The sequence below is a fragment of the Streptosporangium sp. DT93 genome (assembly GCF_049844535.1).
In the GTDB taxonomy this organism is placed as follows: domain Bacteria; phylum Actinomycetota; class Actinomycetes; order Streptosporangiales; family Streptosporangiaceae; genus Streptosporangium.
The window spans coordinates 219835-239633 of the sequence record NZ_JBNCLF010000010.1 but is presented as its reverse complement, the minus strand read 5'-3'; the positions used below and the strand labels follow the sequence as shown (position 1 = coordinate 239633).

Genomic DNA, 19799 nt, shown 5'->3' with positions numbered 1-19799 from the left:
GCTATGTGCGGAATAACCGGCGTATCTGTTCTCGACGAAACCGCCGGGCAGCCGGCGTTCGACGGGCTCGTCACCCTGCAGCACCGCGGCCAGGAGTCGTGGGGGGTCGCGGTGGGCGGGCCGGAGGGCGTGCGGGTCCGGCGGGCGCTCGGGTTCGCCTCCCGCTCGGAGTGCGGCGCCCCCGCCGCCTGGCCCGGCGGGAGCGTGGCCGTCGCCCACACGCGGTACTCCACCACCGGCGCCACGCTGCTGGAGAACTCCCAGCCCCTCGTCCACGAGGCGCGGCGCATGGCGCTGGCGCACAACGGCGACCTCACCAACGCCGCCGCGCTGCGCGCCCTGCTCGTCCGCGGGGGCTACGGGTTCCGGTCGACCGGCGACTCCGAGGTCATCCTCGCCCTGCTCGCCGGCGCGACCACGAACGCGGACACCGGTCCGGACACGGAAACGGACACGGGCCCCGGCACAGGCGCGGGCGCGGGCATCGGCTCGATCGTGGCCGCGGTCACGCGGGCCGTGCGGGTGCTGCGAGGCGGGTACGCGGTGGTGTGCGCCGCCGGGGACCGCCTGCTCGCCTTCCGCGACCCGCACGGCCTGCGCCCGCTGGTGGCGGGGTTCGCGCCGGGCAGGGCCGCAGCGGCCTCGGAGACCTGCGCGCTCGACGCGCTCGGCTGCCCCGAGCAGCGCGAGGTCGAGCCGGGCGAGCTGCTGGTCCTGCGGGACGGCCGCCTGGAGGGGGCCTACCGCGTGGCCGAGCCGGCCCCGCGCGCCTCCTGCGTGTTCGAGCACCTCTACCTGACCAGGCAGGACTCCCGGATCGGCGGGACGCGGGCCGGTGCGACGCGGGTGGCGTTCGGCGAGCGGCTGGCGATGGAGTCGCCCGTGGACGCCGACCTGGTCGTGGCCGTCCCCGCCTCGGGCGTGCCGGCCGCCCGGGGGTACGCCCGCGCGGCCGGGCTGCCCCTGGCCGGGACGCTGGTCCGCGACGAGCAGGTGGGCAGGACGTTCATCGAGCCCGACCGGAGCCGGCGCGAGCGCAAGCTGCGGAGCAAGTTCTCCATCGGCTCGCCGGTGGACGGCGCCAGGGTCGTCGTGGTCGACGACTCGATCGTGCGCGGGTCCACCATGCGGCGCATCGTCGCCCTGCTGCGCGAGTCCGGGGCGAGCGAGGTGCACGTGCGGATCGCCTCCCCGCCGCTGGTCGCGCCCTGCCACTACGGGGTGGACATCGTCGACACCGGCGAGCTGGTCGCGGCCGGGCGCGAGACCGGGGAGGTGTGCCGGATCATCGGCGCGACGAGCCTGGCGCACCTGTCGGTGGCGGGCATGCGGCACACCGTCGGGAGCGCCGCGGGCGAGGGCCTGTGCGAGGGGTGCCTCACCGGCGAGTACCCCACCCGGGTGGACGGGACGCGCGACAAGTTCAGGCTCGTACCCGCACAGGCCCCGCGGCACGTGACGCCCCCGGGGGCCCTCCACCCCCGTTGACGATGATCAAGGTCGCGCCTAGCGTCCGCCAGATGAGACCTCTGACGGAAACGGGCCGCTACGACGACGACGGCGGCTGCGACGCCAGGTACACCAGGACCGCCTGCCTGTGGGGACGCAGGCCCGACCGGATCTCCGACGCGCTGGGGGACGCGCTCGGCCTGCCCGGGGCACCCGACGACGTCGGGCCGCCCCCGGGACCGCCCGGCGCGGACGCGCCCGCCGTGCTCGACGTGGGGTGCGGCGAGGGACGCAACGCGGTACGGCTGGCCCAGCGGGGCGCGCGGGTGCTGGCCATGGACATGTCGGCCGCCGCGCTGGAGAACGGCGCGGAGGCCTGGGGCGAGGCCGGCGGGATCGAGTGGCGCCAGGGCGACGCGCGCACCACACCGCTGGAGCCCGCCTCGTTCGACGGGGTGCTGGCGTGCAGCGTCCTGCACTGGCTCCGCGACGAGGAACAGGTCGCCGACGTCGTCGCCAGGCTCCAGGCCGCGACCAGGCCGGGAGGGGTCAACGCGCTGCTGATGTTCAACCGCGGCCACGCCTACCGGCCTCCCGCCGGCGAGATGCGCATGCCGGTCCTGCTGGGCCACGACTGGTACCTCGACCGGTACGCGGGATGGACCGTTCTGGGGGCCACCGACACCGACTCCACGCACACGCACAAGGGCCACGAGGAGCCGCACACCCACTCGGTGACCAGGCTCGTGGCCCGCAGGGGGGCAGGCGCGTGAGGCCGCCCGCGAACGCGCGCCCGGCGAGCCCGTCCCGGGGGCGGCCGGGCCGGGCCGGGCCCGCGCATCCCCTGGAGTGGCCGGTCTACGACGAGGGCGTGGCGGCCCGGGTCACCGAACTGATCACGCTGGGGCGCACGTTCGACTACGACTACGGCTCCGAGCTGGCCGAGCTGGAGCGGTCGTTCGCCGAGCGGCACGGCCGCGCCCACGCCCTGGCGCTCACCTCGGGCACCGCGGGCCTGCTGGCCGCCTACTTCGCGCTGGGCGTCGGGCCGGGCGACGAGGTGATCGTCCCGAACCTGACGTTCTTCAGCACCGCCTCGCCGCTGTTCCTGCTGGGCGCGGTGCCGGTGCTGTGCGACGCGGGCGACGGCAGCGGCAACGTGGACCCCGCGGACGTGGAGGCGCTGGTCACGCCGCGTACGGCCGCGATCGCCGTCACCCACCTGTGGGGCCACAGCTGCGACATGGACGCGCTGCGCGCGGTGGCGTCCCGGCACGGGCTGGCCCTGGTCGAGGACTGCTCGCACGCCCACGGCTCCACCTTCCGCTCCCGGCCCGTCGGCTCCATGGGCGACATCGCGGTCTTCAGCGTGGGCGGCAGGAAGCTCGTCTCCGGAGGCATGGGCGGCATGCTCCTGACCGACTCCGAGGACGTCTTCGCCCGCGCCTGCCTGCTGACGAACTTCCGCCACCGCACCGACCTGACCATCGACGCGGCCCGCTACGAGCCGTTCCTGCTGACCGGCCTCGGCGGCAACTTCCGCATCTCCACGCCCGGCGCCGTGCTGGCCCAGAGCCACCTCGACCGCCTGGACGAGCTGGTGGGGCGCAGGGTGGCCAACATGTCGGCCCTGTCGGCGGGGCTCGGCGCGCTGCCGGGCGTGCGCCCCTCCCCCGTCGCCGAGGGCGTCACGATGGGCGCCTGGTACGACGGCGTCGTCGAGGTGACGCCGGAGTGCCCGTTCAGCCGGGACGAGCTGGTGGCAGCGGGCCAGGAGCGCGGCCTGAAGGTACGCGCTCCGGCCACCAGGCCGCTGCACGTCTTCCCGCTCTTCCAGGGCACCGCGCCGGACTGGTCGCCGCAGGTCGCCGCCGCGGTCCGGGCGGCGGCCGCGGTGAACGACCGCCCGTTCCCGCGGTCGGCGGAATTGTTCGCGCGGTGGATGAAATTACCCGTCAACTTTCTCTGGGAGGAGAACTCGCCACTGGTCGGCGCCTATGTGGACGCGTTCGACGACGCATTCTCGATGGCACGCACCGCGTAACGTCGTTGCTGTTTCCAGCGTCGATTCCGGAGTAATCCACATGAGCCGACAAACATTTCCCGTCGTCCACGCCGTCGCCCCCGTCAGCCTGGAGAGCTGGTTCGGTCACTTCGTCGACCTCGGACCCGAGGACCGGACCGTCTTCACCGGCGAGGACGCCCGCGTGGACGTGGCCCCACTGCTCGACGCGATCGGCGGGGCCCCGCGGGCGACCGTGATCTTCCATTCCAGCCACACGACGCTCGGCCGGGACCAGTTGCTGGCGTTCCGGCTCCGCGAGCTCGGCCACCACGCCGAGTGCCAGTCGCGGCTGTGCGCCTCGCTGGGCAGCGACAAGATCCTGATGAAGGAGTTCTTCGACCGCTACCGCCTGCTCTCCCCGCCCTGGGTGCGGGCCGGTGAGACCCTGCCGGAACTCCCCTCCGAGGCCCGCGTGGTGGTCAAGGACCGGCACGGCACGCAGAGCGTCGGCACCCGGCTGGCCCGCGCGGGCGAGTGCGACCTGGCGCCCAACGAGCTGGGCGAGCTGTACGTCGACGGCGTCGAGTACTCGGTGCTGGTCTACCGCGACGAGCACGGCACGGCGACGTTCCCGCCGGTGTGGAAGGGGCCGACCTCCCCGGAGCTGGTGCCGCCCTGGCGGCGGCTGCGGCTGTGCCCCGACCCGAGGCTCGGCGGCACATGGGAGCGCAAGCTGCGGGCCGTCGGCAAGCGGCTGGCCGACCTGGCCGAGGCGCACGGCTACCTGGAGGTGGAGTTCCTGCTGACCCGGCACGGCGAGGTGCAGCTGCTGGAGATCAATCCCAGGATCTCGGGCACCATGCGGCTGGCCGCGATGGCCACCCGGTTGCCGATCTTCTCCCTGCACGCCCGGCCCGAGCTGCGCGGCCACCTGCGCGCCGTCCGCTTCAGCGGCGAGGTGCCCTACGGCGGCGCCCCGATCACCGACGCCGGCGCCGAGGTCTTCGCCACCTCCCGGCTCACCGTCGCCGGGGAGAGTCCCGAGGCGGTCCGCGCCAAGCTGCGCCGGCTGGGCGCGGAGCCGGCACTTCCCCGCGCCTCCTGAGGCGGTTCCCGGTCCCCTCCCCGCCCTCCGATGTCCCCGACGCCCCGTGCCCGTGAACCGCTCCGGGTGGCGGGGCGTGACCCGTCGTCCGGGCGGGCCACGCCCCGGCTCCCGCGGAACCCCCGGGACCCTCTCGCCCGAGTCTGGGCCGCGTCACCTCCCCGGCTCCCCCGGGCCCTCTCGCTCAGGCGGGCCGCGCCACCCCCACCTCCCCGGCTCCCACGGACTCGGCGGGCTCCGCGGGCTCGGTGGGCCGTCCCTCGCCCGCCTCGCGGTCGCGCCGCGCGTCCCACCGGTCCAGCAGCCCCAGCAGCGGCGCGGTCGCCGCCGTGGAGATCAGCGCGACGATCACCAGCATCGTGAACAGCGTCTGGGTGATGATGCCGAGGCTCAGCCCGATGCTCAGGATCACCAGCTCGGTCACCCCCCGGCAGTTCATCAGCACCCCGAGCCGCAGGGCCTCCCGCCCCGGCACGCCCATCGGCCCGGCGACGACCAGCACGCCGCCGACCTTGCCCACCACGGCGACCGCCAGGATCAGCAGGCACCAGCTCCACATCGCCGCGTCCCGGCTCAGCAGCCCGATCTGGGTGTTGAGGCCGACGAAGGCGAAGAAGGGCGGCAGCAGGAAGGACGTGGTGAAGTCCTGGGTGCGCTCGCGGACCCGCCGCAGCCTCACGTCCCCGTCACGGGGGAACAGCGCGCCGAACAGGAACGCGCCGAAGATCAGGTGGATGCCGATCAGCTCGGTCAGCAGCCCGGAGACGAGCAGGCCCACGATGACGATGGGCAGCGTCGCCTCCTGGGAGAGCCCCCGGCGCAGCAGCCGGGCCAGCAGCGGCCGTACCACCCCGGCCATGACGGCGGCGAAGACGACGGTGAGGCCGAACGTGCGCAGCGCCTCGGCGGGCGAGGAGCCCTTGGCCATGGTGACCGCCACCGCCAGCAGCAGCCACGCGGTGACGTCGGCGATGGCGGCGCAGGTGACGGTCAGCGCCCCGGTCGGGGTGTGGAAGAGGCCGCGCTCCAGCAGGATCCTGGCGAGCACGGGGAACGCCGTGACGCTCAGCGCGGCCCCGATGAACAGCGCGAAGACCGGGAAGCCGACGGTCACGGTCGCGAGCGGCACGTAGACGAGCAGTGCCAGCGCGACCCCGAGCGCGAACGGGATGGCCACGCTCGCCTGCCCGCACAGCACCGCGATCCGGCCCCGGCCGTGCAGCAGGTCCCCGCGCAGCTCCATCCCGACCAGGAACATGAAGAAGGCCAGCCCGAACTGGGCCAGGAGGTTCAGGTACGGCATGACGGCGCTGGGGAAGAGCGTGGCGTGGGCCGCGGGCCACACGGCGCCGAGCAGTGACGGCCCGAGCGCGATGCCCGCGGCCATCTCCCCGATCACCCGGGGCTGACCGAGCCTGCGGAACACCGCCCCGCCCAGGTGCGCCACCGCGACGACCACGATGATCGACAGCAGCAGCAGGGGCGTGGCCGGGACCCGTTCCGCCCGTCCCGGCTCCACCGAGGGGACGGGGACCGGCCCGGTGGGCGTGCCCGGGTCGAGGCCGAGCAGCAGGATCGCCAGCGCGGCGGGCAGCACGACCGCGAGCCCGTAGGCGGTCAGGGTGCGCCGCAGTGGGCGCGCTCCCATCGACCGAAAACGCAGTTTAGGCATGACCGATTCCATTCCACAGGACCAGAATTGCAAGGTCGGCGCATATCACAGGATGAAAAATTTGCCAATGCTGATCGGCGACTCAGCAGCTCAAAGGCTTTCTTTCGCCATTCCGTTGTACCGTGGAACGGCGATCCGAAAATTACTCATGATCAAGAGTGCGCTGTCGAAAACCGCGGGTAAGGTACCGGCCTGACTTACTCCAAGTGCACAGAAATCCGGAGGAACAGTCGCATGCAGGTGCTCTCCCCCCGTCGAGAGGCGAACCGCAACGCTCCGCCTTCCAGTACCGACGAACAGCCCGCCCCGCCCCCCCGCTCCCCCTCCCCTTCCGGCTCCAAGCTGGCCCTGGACGCGTCCGCGAAGCCGAGGCGGACGGGCCTGCAGCTCCCGTCGAGCCTCCCCTTCGACACGTGGAGACGCATCGGCCACCAGATCTCCCTCATCGCCGACTCCTCCTCCTGGTGGCTCGGTGACTGGCTGGTCTACGGCGAGAACGAGTACACCGATCGCTACAAGCGGGCCGTCGAGGAGAGTTCCCTGGACATTCAGACCCTGCGTAATTACGCGTGGGTCGCCCGGCGATTCCCGGTATCCCGCCGGCGGGATAAACTCAGCCTCCAGCACCACGCCGAGGTGGCCGCCCTCCCCGAGCACGAGCAGGCACTCTGGCTGGATCGCGCCGAGCGTTTCAACTGGTCGAGGAACCGTTTGCGCGGCCAGATCAAGGCGCACCGCACCGCCGCCCTCGCGGCGTCGGGCCGGGCGGCGCAGACCGCCGAGGAGAAGGCCGTCATCCACATCGACGTCCCGGTCGACCAGGAGCAGTGCTGGCGTGACGCGGCCCGCCGGATGAACCGCAGCGTGGAGGAGTGGGCCAGGCTCATCCTCAACCAGGTCGCCACCGGCCAGATCCCCGCCCGAGGGCTCCCCGGCACCAAGGCCGGGTGAACGGAGGACCGGTGACCGCCGTCCACACGCTGTTCGAGAGATGGGCGGCGCGAGCCCCGGACGGGACGGCCCTGGTCTCCGGGGACGTCCGGCTGACCTACCGGGAGCTCGACGCCCGCGCCAACGGCCTCGCCCTGTCGCTCCTGCGGCGCGGCGTCGGCCCCGAGACCCTGGTCCCCCTGCGCCTGGACCGCTCTGCCGACCTGCTCGTCGCGCTGCTGGCCGTGTGCAAGGCCGGCGGCGCGGCGGTGCTCCTCGACCCCGCCTGGCCGGAAGATCGCCTCGCCGCCGCCTGTGACGGCTGCCCCGTGGTGATCGACGGCCCCTCCGACGCCGGGCCCTCCGCGCGGGGCCCCGGCCTCCCGGTCCACGAGGACCGGCTCGCGTACGCGGTGCACACCTCCGGCTCGACCGGACGGCCCAAGCTCGTCGGGGTGACCCACCGGGCGATCGTCCACCGGGTCGCCACCCACACCGAGGCGTACCGCATCACCCCCGCCGACCGTTCCAGCTGGCTGGCTCCCCCGGCCTCGTCGGTGTCGGTGGTGGAGCTGTGGCCCTACCTGTGCTCCGGCGCGAGCGTGCACGCCGCCGACGCGGCGACCGCGGGCTCGCCGCCCGAACTGCGCGACTGGATGGTGGCCTCGGGCATCACCCGCGCGTACGTGAACATGCCGCTGGCGGAGCTGCTGTACGGCCTGCCGTGGCCCGGCGGGACGGCGCTGCGGCTCATGACGGTCGGCAGCGACGCGGTGCGCGTGTGGCCCTCGCCCGACCTGCCGTTCGAGGTCGCGGTGGAGTACGGCTCCGCCGAGGCCAACGGCGTGACGAGCTGCCTGGTCCCGCTGGAGGACCGCTGCACCTCGGTCACCGCGGGCGACGCCGACAGGCGCTCCCGTCCTCCCGTCGGCCGCCCCTGGCCCGGCGTCGGCGCCGCCGTCCTGACCGCGGAGCTGGAACCGGTTCCCGGCGGCGAGGTCGGCGAGCTGTTCGTCTCCGGGCCCGAGCTGGCCCGGGGCTACCTGGGCGAGCCCGCCCGCACCGCCGAGCGTTTCCTGCCCGACCCCTCGGGCGGGGGCGGCCGCGTCTACCGGACCGGGGACCTGGTGCGCGAGCGGCCGGACGGCCGGCTGGAGCACCACGGCCGCGTCGACCAGCAGGTCAAGATCCGCGGTCACCGGGTGGAACCGGCCGAGGTCGAGGCGGTGCTGCTGGAGCATCCGGCGGTACGCGAGTGCGTGGTGACGGGCGTGCCGGGACCGGGCGGCGACCTGAGGCTGTGCGCCTACGTCGTGCACGACGCCCCGGGTGCCCGGCGGGAGCCGCGCGCGTTCGCCGCGGGCCCGTGCGAGGAGCCGCGCGCGTTCGCCGCGGGTGCCCGGGAGGAGATGCGCGCGTTCGCCGCCGCCAGGCTGCCCGGCCCGATGGTGCCGACCGTCTGGGTGCCGATGGAGCGGCTGCCGCTGAACTCCAGCAACAAGGTGGACCGCCTCGCGCTGCCCGCTCCCGCCTGGGACGGCGGGCACCGGCGCAGCACGGCGCCGGACACGCAAGCGGACATGCAAGCGGGCACGGAGGCGGACACGAGGACAGGCACGGCCTCGACGACGACCGAGGAAGGCCCCGGCATCGCGGCCGGCGAAAGCGCGGATCCGGTGACCTCGCAGGTGCTGGAGCTGTGGGAGCAGGAGCTCGGCGCGCCCGGCGCGCTGGGTGACCACTTCATCCGTTCCGGCGGCGACTCCCTGGCGGCCACCCGTCTCGTCGAGCGCATCGGGAGCCGCTACGGCGTGCGCATCCGGCTGCGCGACTTCCTGAGGGCGCCGACACCAGAGACCCTCATCCGGAACATCAGGGCGGAAGGAAGCACGACATGACCGACAGGAAGCGCAGGAAGAGCCGCCCCACGTGGCTGCTGCGCACCCCCGACCCCGAGGCGCGGGCCCGGCTGTGGTGCCTTCCCTACCCGGGGGCGGGGGCCTCGATGTACCACGGGTGGCCGGCCGAGGTGGACGGGATCGAGTTGTGCCCCGTGCAGCTCCCCGGCCGGGAGAACCGGCTGCGCGAGCCGTTGTTCGACAGTTACGCCTCGGTCGCGGCCCAGATGCTGGAGGGCCTGGAGCCCTACCTGGACCGGCCGTTCGGCTTCATCAGCCACTGCGGCACGGTCTTCATCGGCTACGAGGCGACGCTGCTGCTCATGGAGCGCGGCGGCCCGCTGCCCGGCCACCTGTTCGCCTCCTCGATGGTCCCGCCGCACCGGGCGTCGTGGCCGAGCATCCTGCGGCTCGACGAGGAGCAGGTGGGCGCGCTGGTGTCGGACCTCATGCGGGCGCGCGGCGCCGAGCCGCTGCCGGAACTGGTGGAGATGGCCGCGGGCGTCATGCGCGCCGACGTGGCCGCCTACGGCCGCTTCGACAAGACCGACCCGGTGGAGCTGCCCTGCCCGATCACCGCGATCGGCTGGTCGGGCGACACGCAGATCCCGCCGGAGCAGATGGGCGGCTGGGAGTCCTACGGCGAGGCCCGCTACACCGTGCTGGACGGCGGGCACTGGAGCTATCTCCAGGCGCCCGCCCCCCTGCTGGAGGAGATCGCGCGGAGCATGTCCGCGCGGATCCCCGGGTGACCTCAGTCCTTCACGTCGTCTCCGTGCCCGCCGGGCCTCGTCCCGGCGGGCTTTTCGGCGGGCGTCGTCCCCGCGGGCTCCGCGACGTCGTCCTGGAGCATCTCGGCGTCCTCCAGCCTGCGCAGGTTCGGCACCGGCGACAGGAACAGCAGGATGATCCAGGGCAGCAGGAACGCGGACCCGACGTAGATCGCGGGCTTGACGCCGATCAGCTCGCCCAGCACGCCGGCCAGCATCGCGGCCAGCGGCAGGATGCCGAGGTAGACGGCGCGGCTCGCGCCGATGACCCGCCCGCGCAGGTGGTTGGGGATGACGTACTGGAAGAGCGTGAGCTGGCCGATGTTGCCGGCCACCACGCCGAACACCGTGACGAACCAGATCACCGAGAACAGGATGATCTGCAGCCACTGCGGGCCGGCCACGAACGGCGTGAAGCACAGCACCCGGAAGGCGATCAGGGCGGTCATGATGCCGCGCCCGTAGCCGACCTTCTCGAACAGCTTGCTCGCGAAGACGGCGCCGACGACGCCGCCGATGCTGCCGACGGCGTAGATGAAGCCGATCCAGGTGCCCGACATGCCGAGCTCCCTGGAGGCGTACAGGATGAACAGGGTCAGGATCATCATCGACCCGAAGTTCGCGCCGGCGGAGTTGATGATCAGCGGCCGCGCGTAGTCGTTGCGGTAGGTGACCCTCAGGCCGTGCTTGACGTCGTGCAGCATCGCGGCGACGGCGCCGCGCCCGCCGTTGTCCTGGCGCTCGACGGGCGGCTCGACGTGGCGGATGCGCGAGAGCGCGAAGGCGGAGACGAGGAAGGAGATCGCGTCTCCCATCATCACGTACGCCGGCCGGAACAGGTCGATGAGCACGCCGCCGGCGCTGGAGCCGGCGATGGCGCCCACCGACTCGGTCGCCGCCATGCGGCTGTTGCCGGCGACGAGCTGCTCCTCGCTCAGCAGGGTCGGCATGTAGGCGGCGTAGGCGATCTCGAAGACCACCGAGAGCCCGCCGACCACGACGGCGACGACGTAGAGAACCCACATGTCCATGAACCCGGCGAAGGCCGCGATCGGGATCAGGGCCACGACCACGGCCCGGCCGATGTCGGCGCCGACCATCAGGGGCCTGCGGCGGTAGCGGTCGATGAGCACGCCGGCGATCAGCGTCAGCAGGAGCGCGGCGATCGTGCGCATGGTGTTGAGGAGGCCGACCTCGAAGGAGCTGGCCTGCAGCATGAGGATCGCGGTCAGCGGGAGTGCGAGGGTGGTCAGCTCGGAGCCGAGGACCGAGATCGACTGACCGGCCCAGAGCCGGTTGAAGTCGGGGTTCCGCCAGAGAGAGGGCGGCTTTTCCTCCGGCGCCCTGACGTCCGTTCTCTGAGTGTCCATAAGATCGTTCCGTCCTTGTCGGTTTTCACCTCTGGTTGACTGAGATAAAGATTTTGTTAAGGGTGATGATATGCGAAATCACTCGAGAGGCACACTGGAAAACAAAAACGGGGTCCGCCAGATGACCCTTCCCGACGGTCATGTGGTATTTCAGGTCAACCCCGCCGAGACAAGCCTGCAGTATCGCAGTATCGTGGGCGACAGAAGCTACTTCAGGCACGACGTGCGCCTTGAGCCCGGAATGACGGTCTTCGACGTGGGCGCCAACATCGGAATCGCGGCCCTGGCGTTTCATTGGGAATGTCCGGGCACCCGGATTCTCGCCTTCGAGCCCGCCAGGCCGCTTTACGACGCGTTGTGCGCGAATCTGGCCGCGCACGGCCTGAACGCCACGGCGTTCGACTGCGCGCTCTCCCGCGCCCCGGGGACGGCGGTCATCACCGTCTACCCGGAGACGACCGCGATGTCGGGAATGTACACCGACGCCGACCACGACGCCGAGGTGACCAGGACGTTCCTGGCCAACAGCGGTTTCGCCCCCGAGGACGTGATCGACATGGCGCAGGGCCGGCACGTCACCGAGGAACAGGAGTGCCAGGTCCGCACGATCTCCGAGGTCATGGCCACGGAGGGCGTCGACCGCATAGGACTGTTGAAAATCAACGTCGAGAAAGCCGAATGTGATGTCCTGGACGGAATCGCACCCGGCGACTGGAAGGCGATAGACCAGATCGTCATGCAGGTCCACGACATCGGCGGCAGGCTCGCGACCGTGCGCGACGACCTCACCGGCCGTGGATTCCAGGTCGACATCGGCCAGGACCCCCTGCTGAAGGACACGGACATCTTCGACGTGTACGCACGGAGGAATGCCACATGACAGTGGACACAACCATTGATCTGAACGAACTCGACCTGGCCGACCCCGACATCTACACGGCCCCCGACTCCGGTCTCGGCGTTCTGCACCACCTGCAGGAACATCAGCCGGTCTTCTGGAACAAGAGATCCGGCGCGCCGAGTTTCTGGGCGTTCACCAAATACGCCGACGGGGTCGCCGTCTATCTCGACAAGACGAATTTCACCTCCGAGCGGGGCATGCAGGTGGGGCAGACCGAGTCCGCCGCCCGCGCCGCCGCGGGCAAGATGCTCATCGTCACCGACGGCCGCCACAGCCAGTTGCGCGACGTGATGAACCCCGCGCTCACGCCCCGGGTGGTGCGCCGCCTGGAGGGCGCGATGCGCGAGACCGTCGGCGGGATGCTGGAGGAGAACGCGTCGAAGGACTCCTTCGACTTCGTCGACACGGTGGCGGGCAGGCTTCCGCTGTCGGTCATCTGCGAGCTGCTGGGCGTGCCCCGCGCCGACTGGGACCTGATGATCCAGTGGACGCGCACCGCGTTCGGCTCGGCCACCTCCGACGACATCATCTCCGACGCCGAGAAGGCCGAGGCCAACGCCAACATCTTCGCCTACTACGCCGAGCTGCTCGCCGAGCGGCGCCGCGACCTCGGCGACGACGTGATCAGCGTGCTGATCCGCGGCGAGATCGACGGGACCCCCCTCACCGACGAGGAGATCCTGCTCAACATCAACGGCCTCATCACCGGGGGCAACGAGACGACCCGGCACGCCTCGGCGGGGGCCGTCATCGCCCTGGTGGAGAACCCCGACGAGTGGACGCGGCTGCGCCGGGACCCCTCGCTCATCCCGACCGCCGTGGAGGAGGTCCTGCGCTGGACCGCCCCCAGCCTCAACGTCATGCGCACCGCCGTCCGGGACACCAGGATCGGCGACCAGGCCATCCGGGCCGGCGAGCGGGTCAGCGTGTGGCACCCGGTCGTCAACCGCGACGAGGACGCCTTCCCCGGCGGGCGCCGTTTCGACGTCGGGCGCACCCCCAACAGGCACCTCACGTTCGGCCTGGGCAAGCACCTGTGCATCGGCGCGGCGCTGGCCAGGTTCGAGCTGCGCGTGCTGCTGGAGGAGCTGACCGGCCGCGTGGCCCGCATGGAACTCACCGGGCCGGTCAAGCGGCTGCGCTCGAACCTCATGTGGGGTGTCGACCGCGTTCCCGTCCACCTCGAGCTCGACCACGCCGGGCACTGATTGGAGCACCGCATGCCGAACAGTAAGACCGCACCGTCGCCGATACAGGAGAGCCGGCAAGGGACCCACGGGGTCCCGAGGCCCGGCCACCCCACCGAACAGGTCACGCTCGCCGCGCGGCTGCGCGGGCCGCTGGACGAGAAGGCCCTGACCGCCGCGCTGGAACGCGTGCTGGAGGCACGCGAGGACCTGCGCGCGGCACCGCCGGGCGGCCCCGGCGAGCCCGGGACCGCCCCGCCCCGGCCCGTCACGATCCCCGCGCCCGCAGATCTCGGCAGGCACGACCCCGGCCGCCGCGAGGAGACGCTCACGCGGCTGGTCACCGAGCAGGCCAACAGGGCCCTCGATCTCGACGATGGCCCGCCGGTCCGGATCGCCCTGGCACGGCTGGCCGACGACGACCACGCGCTCGTCGTGACCGCGCACCGGCTCGTGGCCGACGAGCGCGTGCTGACCGGACTCGCCGGGGAGATCTCCCGGGCGTACGAGGAGACGGCCGGCACCGGTGACGCCGGCGGCTCCCCCGGACCCGCGACCGGCGGCTCCGCGAACGGCCACGCCGACGGCTCCCCGGGCCCCGCGGCGAACGGCTCCGCCAACGGCTCCCCCGCACCCGCGGCGAACGGTTCCCCAGGACCCACCGCGAACGGCTCCGCCGACGGCCACGCCGGTGACGCCGACGGTGACGCCGACGGTGACGCCGACGGTGACCTCGCCTACTGGCGCGAGCGGCTCGACGGCACGCCCCCCGTCCTCGACCTGCCCGCCGACCGGAGCCGCCCGGCCGTACCCGGCTTCACGGGCGCCCGCGTGACCTTCACCGTGCCGCCGGAGACGGCCGCGCGGGCCGAGACCCTGGCGGGCGACACAGGCACCGGTACGAGGGCCGTCGCGCTGGCGGCGTGGGCGATCGCGCTGTGCCGCTGGTCGGGACAGGACGAGGTCGTGATCGGCGTTCCCGTGCCGGTCGGGGACCGCGCCCCGGTGCTCCCGATCCGCGTCGGCTGCGACGGCGACGCGTCGTTCGCCGACGTCGTCACGCGGGTGCGCGACGCGCTCGGAGAGGCGGCCGCGCACGGCTCCTACCCGGCGCACCTGCTCGCCGAAAAGCTGGCACCGGACGCCCCCGGCGGCGTGCACCCGCTCCACCAGGCCGCGTTCGACCTGGCCGCTCCCCCCTGGAGCGCGCTGCGGCTGCCGGGCGTGCGGACCTCGGAACTCGTGCCCGGCCGCTTCCCCCTCGCCTCCGACCTGGCGCTGGTCCTGACGCCGGACTCGCCGGAGGGCGAGGTGCGCTACGGGCTCGACCTGTTCGACGCGTCCGGCGCGCGGACCAGGGCCGAGCAGTACGTCACGCTGCTGTCCCACGCCGTACGCGACCCCGCCTCGCCCGTCTCGCGGCTGTCCCTGCTGGACGCGGAGCAGCGGCGGCTCGTGGTCGAGGACTGGAACCGCACCGAGAGGCCCTTCGACGAGGACGCCTGCGTCGGCGCCCTCTTCGAGGCGCGGGCCGCGGCCGCCCCGGACGCGCTGGCGGTCCTCGCCGGCGAGCGGCGGCTGACCTACGGCGAGCTGGACGAGCGCGCCAACCGGGTGGCCCACCGGCTGATCCGCGACGGGGTGCGGCCCGGCCACGTCGTCGGCTCGATGACCGGCCGCTCGGCCGAGGCGCTGGTGGCCTTCCTCGGCATCGTCAAGTCCGGCGGCGTCTACCTGCCGCTGGATCCGGCGCTGCCGCCCGACCGGCTCGGCCACATCCTCGACGACAGCGGCGCCGGGCTCGTCCTCACCGTGGCCGAGCACTCCGGGCGGGTGCGCGACGACCGGGTGCGCGCGATCGAGCTGGACGCCGGGTGGCCGGCGATCGAGGCGGAGGAGCCGGGCACGAGCCCCGGCGTGACCCCCGCGCCCGACGCGCCGGCCTACCTCATCTACACCTCCGGCTCGACCGGCCGGCCCAAGGGGGTGGAGGTCCCGCACCGGGGGGTGAGCAACCTCGCCGCGACCCTGTCCAGGGAGTTCTCGCTGACGCCCGACGACCGGGTGGCGCTGTTCGCCTCGCTCGGCTTCGACGCGTCGATCTGGGAGATCACGATGGCGCTGCTGAACGGGTCGGCGCTGTGCGTGCTGGACCCCTCGGCCATGACGCCGCAGGAGACGGCGCAGGTCATCAGCGAGCAGCGGGTGACCGCGGCCACGTTCCCGCCGACGTTCCTCAGCACGCTGAGGGGTGACGAGCTGGGCACGGTCAGGCTCATGGTCGTCGCGGGCGAGCAGTGCCCGAACGGGCTGGTGCGGACCTGGGGTCCCGGCCGGAGGTTCGTCAACGCCTACGGGCCCACCGAGACGACCGTGTGCGCCACGATGGGCGCGTGCGACCCCTCCGAGGCCCACGCCCCGCCGATCGGCCGCCCGCTGGCCAACTTCCGGACCTACGTGGTGGACCGCTGGCTCAACCCGCTCCCGGCGGGCGTGCCCGGCGAGCTGTACGTCGGCGGCACCGGGCTGGCGCAGGGCTACCGGGGCAAGCCGGGCCTGACCGCCCAGGCGTTCGTGCCCGACCCCTACGGCCCTCCCGGCGCGCGGCTCTACCGCACCGGCGACCTGGCCCGCTACCTGCCCGACGGCAGGCTGCAGTACGTGGGCAGGGTCGACCAGCAGGTGAAGATCCGCGGTTTCCGGGTGGAGCCCGCCGAGATCGAGGCGGCGATCACCCGCTACCCGGGGGTCCGCGAGGCCGCGGTCGTCGTGCGCGACGACCGGCTCGTCGCCTACGTCGTGCTCGACGACGCCTCCAGGATCCTCGCCGACCGGAGCGGGCTGACCGGTGAGCTGCACCGGTTCCTGCAGGGCTCGCTGCCGACGTACATGCTGCCCTCCTCGTACGTGACGCTGGACGCGATGCCGCTGACCTCCTCGGGCAAGGTCGACCACCAGGCGCTGCCCGAGCCCGGCCTGGACGGCGGCGCGGGCGGCGACGACGACGACTTCGACGCGCCGCAGACCGAGACCGAGCAGACGATCGCCGGGATCTGGGCCGAGGTGCTCAAGCTCAAGCGGGTCGCCCGCGAGGACGACTTCCTGGAGATCGGCGGCCACTCGCTGGTGGCCGCGCAGGTGATCACCCGCGTGCGGGAGACGTTCGAGGTGAACGTGCTGATCCGGGTGCTGTTCGAGAACCCGGTGCTGGCCGACTTCGCCGAGGCGGTGGACGCGGCCCGCGCCAAGGCCGGTGCGGCGGTCTGAGCGGGCCGCCCCCGCAGGTCGGGGGGTGGCGGGCATCCCGCCCGGCGGGATGCCCGGCGCGGCCCGGCGGGACACCCGCCACCGGGACGGGACCGGGGAACGCACCCCCGCGACACCCGGGCCGTGACGGCCGGAACGGCCGCGCATGACGAGGGCCCGTGAGGATGATCCTCACGGGCCCTCGTCATGCGCGGGCTCGGCGGTGGCTCGGCGACGGCTCAGCGGGAGCCGGGCAGCGCGGCGACCTCGGACACGGGGCGCCAGGTGGGGAGGTACTCCCGCAGCCGCAGCACCATGCCCTGGCAGTAGGAGGCGTTGTGCTCCAGGCTGCGCTCGGGCATGAACGGCAGCTTGCGCCCGCGCGGGTGGTCGAGCTCCAGGCGGGTGAGGCTCTCCTGGCCGGCCTCCAGGCCGGTCACGTCGAGGTCGATGAGCAGGGCGGCCAGGTCGGCGGGCATGTCCACGACCGAGGTCGTCCTCCCGCGCGCCCCGGCGCGCGACTCGACGCCCAGCTCGGTGAAGTCGTACCGTGGCGGTGTGGGCTTGGCCAGGTAGATGTAGGGCCTGGCCAGCAGGTCGAGCTCGAAGGCGGCGCGCGCCCCGGCGTCCCGCCACCACGACTGGCCGCGGGCGAAGTCGACGAGCATCCCGTCGAACTCCTCGCGGTGCGAGTGCAGGACGAGGTGCGCGACCATCCCGAAGTTGTGGAAGTCGTAGTTCCACAGTTTCTTCACCGAGTCGCGGAAGAAGGTCGCGATCTCGGTGTCGGTGCGGCTCTCGAAATAGGTCGCGGCGTCGGTGAAGAAATCTTCCAGCTTCCTCGCGCCCGTCCTCTCCAGGTAATTGGCGAGGTAATACAGGCCGCGCAGGTTGTACAGCGAGTGGACCGCGTAGTAGAACCACGTGCCGCGCTCGTACTGCTCGCGGTCGACCCAATTCGTGCCGACCACGACATCGGCCTCGGTGACATCACTGGGAACGCGTTCCACCTTCACCCCGAGAAGCTCCTGCTTGGCGTATATCGAGGTGTTGTGGAGAAGAAGCTGCGGATAGACGATCAGCGTGTCGGCGCGCAGCCGGCACAATTCCGCGATTCCCTCCTTGTAGGAGCCGAGGGTCTCACCGGGAAGCGGCCAGATCAGCTCGATGTAGGAGCTGATGCGCTTCTGCCTGAGCGTCTTCTGCAGCTCGGTGTAGGTGGCCGGCTTGATGTTGGAGCGGTCGACGAGGTCGAGGGTCTTCGAGCTCATCGACTGCAGGGAGATGGGCTGGCTGGTCAGCAGGCCGCCCTGCACGAGGATCTCGGTGATCTCGGCCATGCGGTCGGGCTTGTTCTTGGCCGCGGCCATCGAGACCATCACCGGGTAGCCGGTCCGCTCGCTGCACTCCACCAGGTGGCGGGTCAGTTCCACGTCGCGCGGGGCCATGCCCCAGTTGGCGTCCGCGATGAAGATCGACACGAAGTTGTTCTCGCTGATCCAGGTGATGTCGTCGCGGACGCGCTGGTCCTCGAACTTGTGCACCTTGTCGTTGGTCGCCGCGCCCCAGAAGCAGAAACCGCAGCTGAACGGGCATCCCCGGTTGGTCTCCAGGATGGCGGTGGTGTACTTGCCCTCCTCGAAGACGCCGGAGGTGAAGGGCGAGGGGACCTCCATGAGGTCGCGGACGCGCGTGGCGGCCTCGGTGGTGACGAGCTCGCCCTCCCGCCAGAAGCTGATGCCGTCGACCTCCTCGAACCGGGGGGCGTCGCCGAGCACCTGGCGCAGGTACTGCACCATCGTCTTCTCGCCCTCGCCGTTGCACACGACGACGTTCTCCTGCTCGGGGGCGACGTACTCGTGGGCGTGCTGCATGACCTGCGGGCCGCCGAGGATGAACTGGGACTCCGGGAGGCTCTCGTGCAGCGCGGCCAGCACCGAGCGCGCGAAGCCGATGTTCCAGATGTAACAGCTGATCGCGTACACGTCGCTGCGCCTGGTGAGAAGTTCTTCGATCACCCCCTGCTGTTCGGCGGAGACCGGGGCGGAGTAGATCTCGAAATCACATCTCGGCCCCACCTCCGGGTCCTGTTGCGCGTAGGCCTGCATGTAACCGGAGGCGAGAGGGAGGATGGCCTCGAATGCGGACAGCTCGACGAATGTGACTTTGGTGTTCATGACGCTCGTCCTTGCGTAGTCTGAGTAATCACTGAAGCCGCTCGGATCGAATTGGCTCATGCTTTCACAGAGGGCCGCGGCGAACAACGCGCACAATTTCCGGGCACCGGCCGCGTGTTACGCTCCTGGAAACCTCGAAAACCGCGGACTCGATAACCACGGAGGAGAAATCGCATGCCGACTCCCAACTACGAGACCGGCCTCGGGACGCTCTCGCTCGACGACCGGATCGCGGAGCATCTCGAAAAGACCTTTCAGGACCCCTGGGAAATTCGCACGCTCTCCCATGATTTCCGCAGGAACGGCTATGTCAAGCTGCGGAACGTGGTCTCGGACGGGGTGAAGGAGCTCGTCTCGGACGAGGTGGACCGGCTGCTCGACCTGCACGCGCGCCGGATCGACATCAACCTCAAGGAGACCAGCAACTCCCCGCGGAAGATGAGCACGGTCAGCCAGCAGTCCATCTCCCAGGACAGCTCCCTGATCCCCGAGCTCTACGAGTCCACCGCCCTCAAGGGCTTCCTGGGCCGGCTGGCGGGCGAGCCGGTCGTCAACTGCCCCTGGGACGAGGAGAAGTACGTCGTCATCCGCCAGGAGAAGCAGGGCGACACCCACGGCTGGCACTGGGGCGACTTCAGCTTCACGCTCATCTGGATCCTGGAGGCACCGGGCAGCGAGTACGGCGGCATGCTCCAGTGCGTCCCCCACACCAACTGGGTGAAGGAGGACCCCCGGGTCCACGACCACCTCATCAAGCAGCAGATCAGCACGTACGCCCACCAGACCGGCGACATCTACTTCCTGCGCTCCGACACGACGCTGCACCGCACGGTCCCGCTCTCGGAGGACCGTACGCGGATCATCCTCAACACCTGCTGGGGCAGCGAGACCGACGCCAAGAAGGAGCAGTCGCACGAGACCATGGAGGCGATGTTCAACTGACCGCCGGAGAACCGGGGAGTCACGGGGACCCAGGGGCCTGGGGAACGCGGGAGATCCGGGGAGGACGGGAAGGGCGGGGGGGGGGGGGGGGGGGGGCGGGGGCGGCGCGCTGGCCCGCGCGGGGGGTGGCGGGGGGCGCGGCCGGTG

Annotated in this window: 15 protein-coding genes; 12 read left to right on the top strand and 3 right to left on the bottom strand. The window is 71.9% G+C overall.

Annotated features, from left to right (window positions below; translation table 11 throughout):
• Positions 1 to 3: 3 nt before the first annotated feature.
• From purF to ACLQ2R_RS22565, 4 genes are read left to right on the top strand one after another with little or no spacing between them, the layout of a single operon-like run.
• Positions 4 to 1488, top strand: a complete 1485-nt coding sequence (gene purF, locus ACLQ2R_RS22580) for an amidophosphoribosyltransferase (RefSeq protein ID WP_425962360.1) — start codon at positions 4 to 6, stop codon at positions 1486 to 1488.
• 32 nt (positions 1489 to 1520) lie between these two features.
• Positions 1521 to 2222, top strand: a complete 702-nt coding sequence (locus tag ACLQ2R_RS22575; RefSeq protein WP_425962358.1) for a class I SAM-dependent methyltransferase — start codon at positions 1521 to 1523, stop codon at positions 2220 to 2222.
• Positions 2219 to 3493 carry a DegT/DnrJ/EryC1/StrS family aminotransferase gene (locus tag ACLQ2R_RS22570; RefSeq protein ID WP_425962356.1) on the top strand — a complete coding sequence of 425 codons (1275 nt, stop codon included), beginning with the start codon at positions 2219 to 2221 and terminating at the stop codon, positions 3491 to 3493. Before ACLQ2R_RS22575 ends, ACLQ2R_RS22570 begins: the two co-directional genes overlap by 4 nt.
• 40 nt (positions 3494 to 3533) lie before the next feature.
• The gene (locus ACLQ2R_RS22565) at positions 3534 to 4559 is read left to right on the top strand and encodes a hypothetical protein (RefSeq protein WP_425962354.1); all 1026 of its coding nucleotides are present in this window, start codon (positions 3534 to 3536) and stop codon (positions 4557 to 4559) included.
• A 184-nt stretch (positions 4560 to 4743) separates the two neighbouring features.
• Here ACLQ2R_RS22565 and ACLQ2R_RS22560 read toward each other — a convergent pair whose 3' ends face one another.
• The gene (locus ACLQ2R_RS22560) at positions 4744 to 6207 is read right to left on the bottom strand and encodes a cation:proton antiporter (protein ID WP_425962353.1); all 1464 of its coding nucleotides are present in this window, start codon (positions 6205 to 6207) and stop codon (positions 4744 to 4746) included.
• A gap of 22 nt (positions 6208 to 6229) precedes the next feature.
• Here ACLQ2R_RS22560 and ACLQ2R_RS22555 point away from each other — a divergent pair, with 22 nt between their 5' ends.
• Genes ACLQ2R_RS22555 through ACLQ2R_RS22540 form a run of 4 tightly spaced genes read left to right on the top strand, consistent with a single transcriptional unit; the run spans position 6230 to position 9811 of the window.
• Positions 6230 to 6427, top strand: coding sequence for a hypothetical protein (locus ACLQ2R_RS22555; protein WP_425962352.1), 198 nt, complete (start codon positions 6230 to 6232; stop codon positions 6425 to 6427).
• 38 nt (positions 6428 to 6465) lie between these two features.
• Positions 6466 to 7182: an LmbU family transcriptional regulator gene (locus ACLQ2R_RS22550; RefSeq protein WP_425962351.1), complete on the top strand. Its 717-nt coding sequence runs from the start codon at positions 6466 to 6468 to the stop codon at positions 7180 to 7182.
• An 11-nt stretch (positions 7183 to 7193) separates the two neighbouring features.
• Positions 7194 to 9059, top strand: coding sequence for a non-ribosomal peptide synthetase (locus tag ACLQ2R_RS22545; protein ID WP_425962350.1), 1866 nt, complete (start codon positions 7194 to 7196; stop codon positions 9057 to 9059).
• Complete coding sequence (locus ACLQ2R_RS22540; protein WP_386234952.1) at positions 9056 to 9811, top strand: thioesterase II family protein; 756 nt, start codon at positions 9056 to 9058, stop codon at positions 9809 to 9811. Before ACLQ2R_RS22545 ends, ACLQ2R_RS22540 begins: the two co-directional genes overlap by 4 nt.
• A 2-nt stretch (positions 9812 to 9813) precedes the next feature.
• On the opposite strand, the gene ACLQ2R_RS22535 is transcribed toward ACLQ2R_RS22540, so the two are convergent.
• Complete coding sequence (locus ACLQ2R_RS22535; protein ID WP_425962349.1) at positions 9814 to 11199, bottom strand: MFS transporter; 1386 nt, start codon at positions 11197 to 11199, stop codon at positions 9814 to 9816.
• Between the two features lie 121 nt (positions 11200 to 11320).
• Here ACLQ2R_RS22535 and ACLQ2R_RS22530 point away from each other — a divergent pair, with 121 nt between their 5' ends.
• Genes ACLQ2R_RS22530 through ACLQ2R_RS22520 form a run of 3 tightly spaced genes read left to right on the top strand, consistent with a single transcriptional unit; the run spans position 11321 to position 16554 of the window.
• The gene (locus tag ACLQ2R_RS22530) at positions 11321 to 12079 is read left to right on the top strand and encodes an FkbM family methyltransferase (RefSeq protein ID WP_386234948.1); all 759 of its coding nucleotides are present in this window, start codon (positions 11321 to 11323) and stop codon (positions 12077 to 12079) included.
• Complete coding sequence (locus ACLQ2R_RS22525; RefSeq protein WP_425962347.1) at positions 12076 to 13308, top strand: cytochrome P450; 1233 nt, start codon at positions 12076 to 12078, stop codon at positions 13306 to 13308. Before ACLQ2R_RS22530 ends, ACLQ2R_RS22525 begins: the two co-directional genes overlap by 4 nt.
• 12 nt (positions 13309 to 13320) lie before the next feature.
• On the top strand, positions 13321 to 16554 hold the full coding sequence (locus tag ACLQ2R_RS22520; protein ID WP_425962346.1) for a non-ribosomal peptide synthetase: 3234 nt from the start codon (positions 13321 to 13323) through the stop codon (positions 16552 to 16554).
• 218 nt (positions 16555 to 16772) lie between these two features.
• Here ACLQ2R_RS22520 and ACLQ2R_RS22515 read toward each other — a convergent pair whose 3' ends face one another.
• Positions 16773 to 18710 (bottom strand): B12-binding domain-containing radical SAM protein, encoded by a 1938-nt coding sequence (locus ACLQ2R_RS22515; RefSeq protein WP_425962344.1) that lies wholly within the window; start codon positions 18708 to 18710, stop codon positions 16773 to 16775.
• Between the two features lie 174 nt (positions 18711 to 18884).
• On the opposite strand from ACLQ2R_RS22515, the gene ACLQ2R_RS22510 reads away from it, so the two are divergent.
• Positions 18885 to 19652, top strand: coding sequence for a HalD/BesD family halogenase (locus ACLQ2R_RS22510; protein ID WP_425962343.1), 768 nt, complete (start codon positions 18885 to 18887; stop codon positions 19650 to 19652).
• Positions 19653 to 19799 lie beyond the last annotated feature (147 nt).

Bases quoted from the DNA above. Each gene is read 5' to 3' on its own strand.
- purF (WP_425962360.1), top strand. From the start codon at position 4: ATGTGCGGAATAACCGGCGTATCTGTTCTCGACGAAACCGCCGGGCAG.
- ACLQ2R_RS22575 (WP_425962358.1), top strand. From the start codon at position 1,521: ATGAGACCTCTGACGGAAACGGGCCGCTACGACGACGACGGCGGCTGC.
- ACLQ2R_RS22565 (WP_425962354.1), top strand. From the start codon at position 3,534: ATGAGCCGACAAACATTTCCCGTCGTCCACGCCGTCGCCCCCGTCAGC.
- ACLQ2R_RS22560 (WP_425962353.1), bottom strand. From the start codon at position 6,207: ATGGGAGCGCGCCCACTGCGGCGCACCCTGACCGCCTACGGGCTCGCG.
- ACLQ2R_RS22555 (WP_425962352.1), top strand. From the start codon at position 6,230: ATGACCGATTCCATTCCACAGGACCAGAATTGCAAGGTCGGCGCATAT.
- ACLQ2R_RS22550 (WP_425962351.1), top strand. From the start codon at position 6,466: ATGCAGGTGCTCTCCCCCCGTCGAGAGGCGAACCGCAACGCTCCGCCT.
- ACLQ2R_RS22540 (WP_386234952.1), top strand. From the start codon at position 9,056: ATGACCGACAGGAAGCGCAGGAAGAGCCGCCCCACGTGGCTGCTGCGC.
- ACLQ2R_RS22535 (WP_425962349.1), bottom strand. From the start codon at position 11,199: ATGGACACTCAGAGAACGGACGTCAGGGCGCCGGAGGAAAAGCCGCCC.
- ACLQ2R_RS22530 (WP_386234948.1), top strand. From the start codon at position 11,321: ATGACCCTTCCCGACGGTCATGTGGTATTTCAGGTCAACCCCGCCGAG.
- ACLQ2R_RS22525 (WP_425962347.1), top strand. From the start codon at position 12,076: ATGACAGTGGACACAACCATTGATCTGAACGAACTCGACCTGGCCGAC.
- ACLQ2R_RS22520 (WP_425962346.1), top strand. From the start codon at position 13,321: ATGCCGAACAGTAAGACCGCACCGTCGCCGATACAGGAGAGCCGGCAA.
- ACLQ2R_RS22515 (WP_425962344.1), bottom strand. From the start codon at position 18,710: ATGAACACCAAAGTCACATTCGTCGAGCTGTCCGCATTCGAGGCCATC.
- ACLQ2R_RS22510 (WP_425962343.1), top strand. From the start codon at position 18,885: ATGCCGACTCCCAACTACGAGACCGGCCTCGGGACGCTCTCGCTCGAC.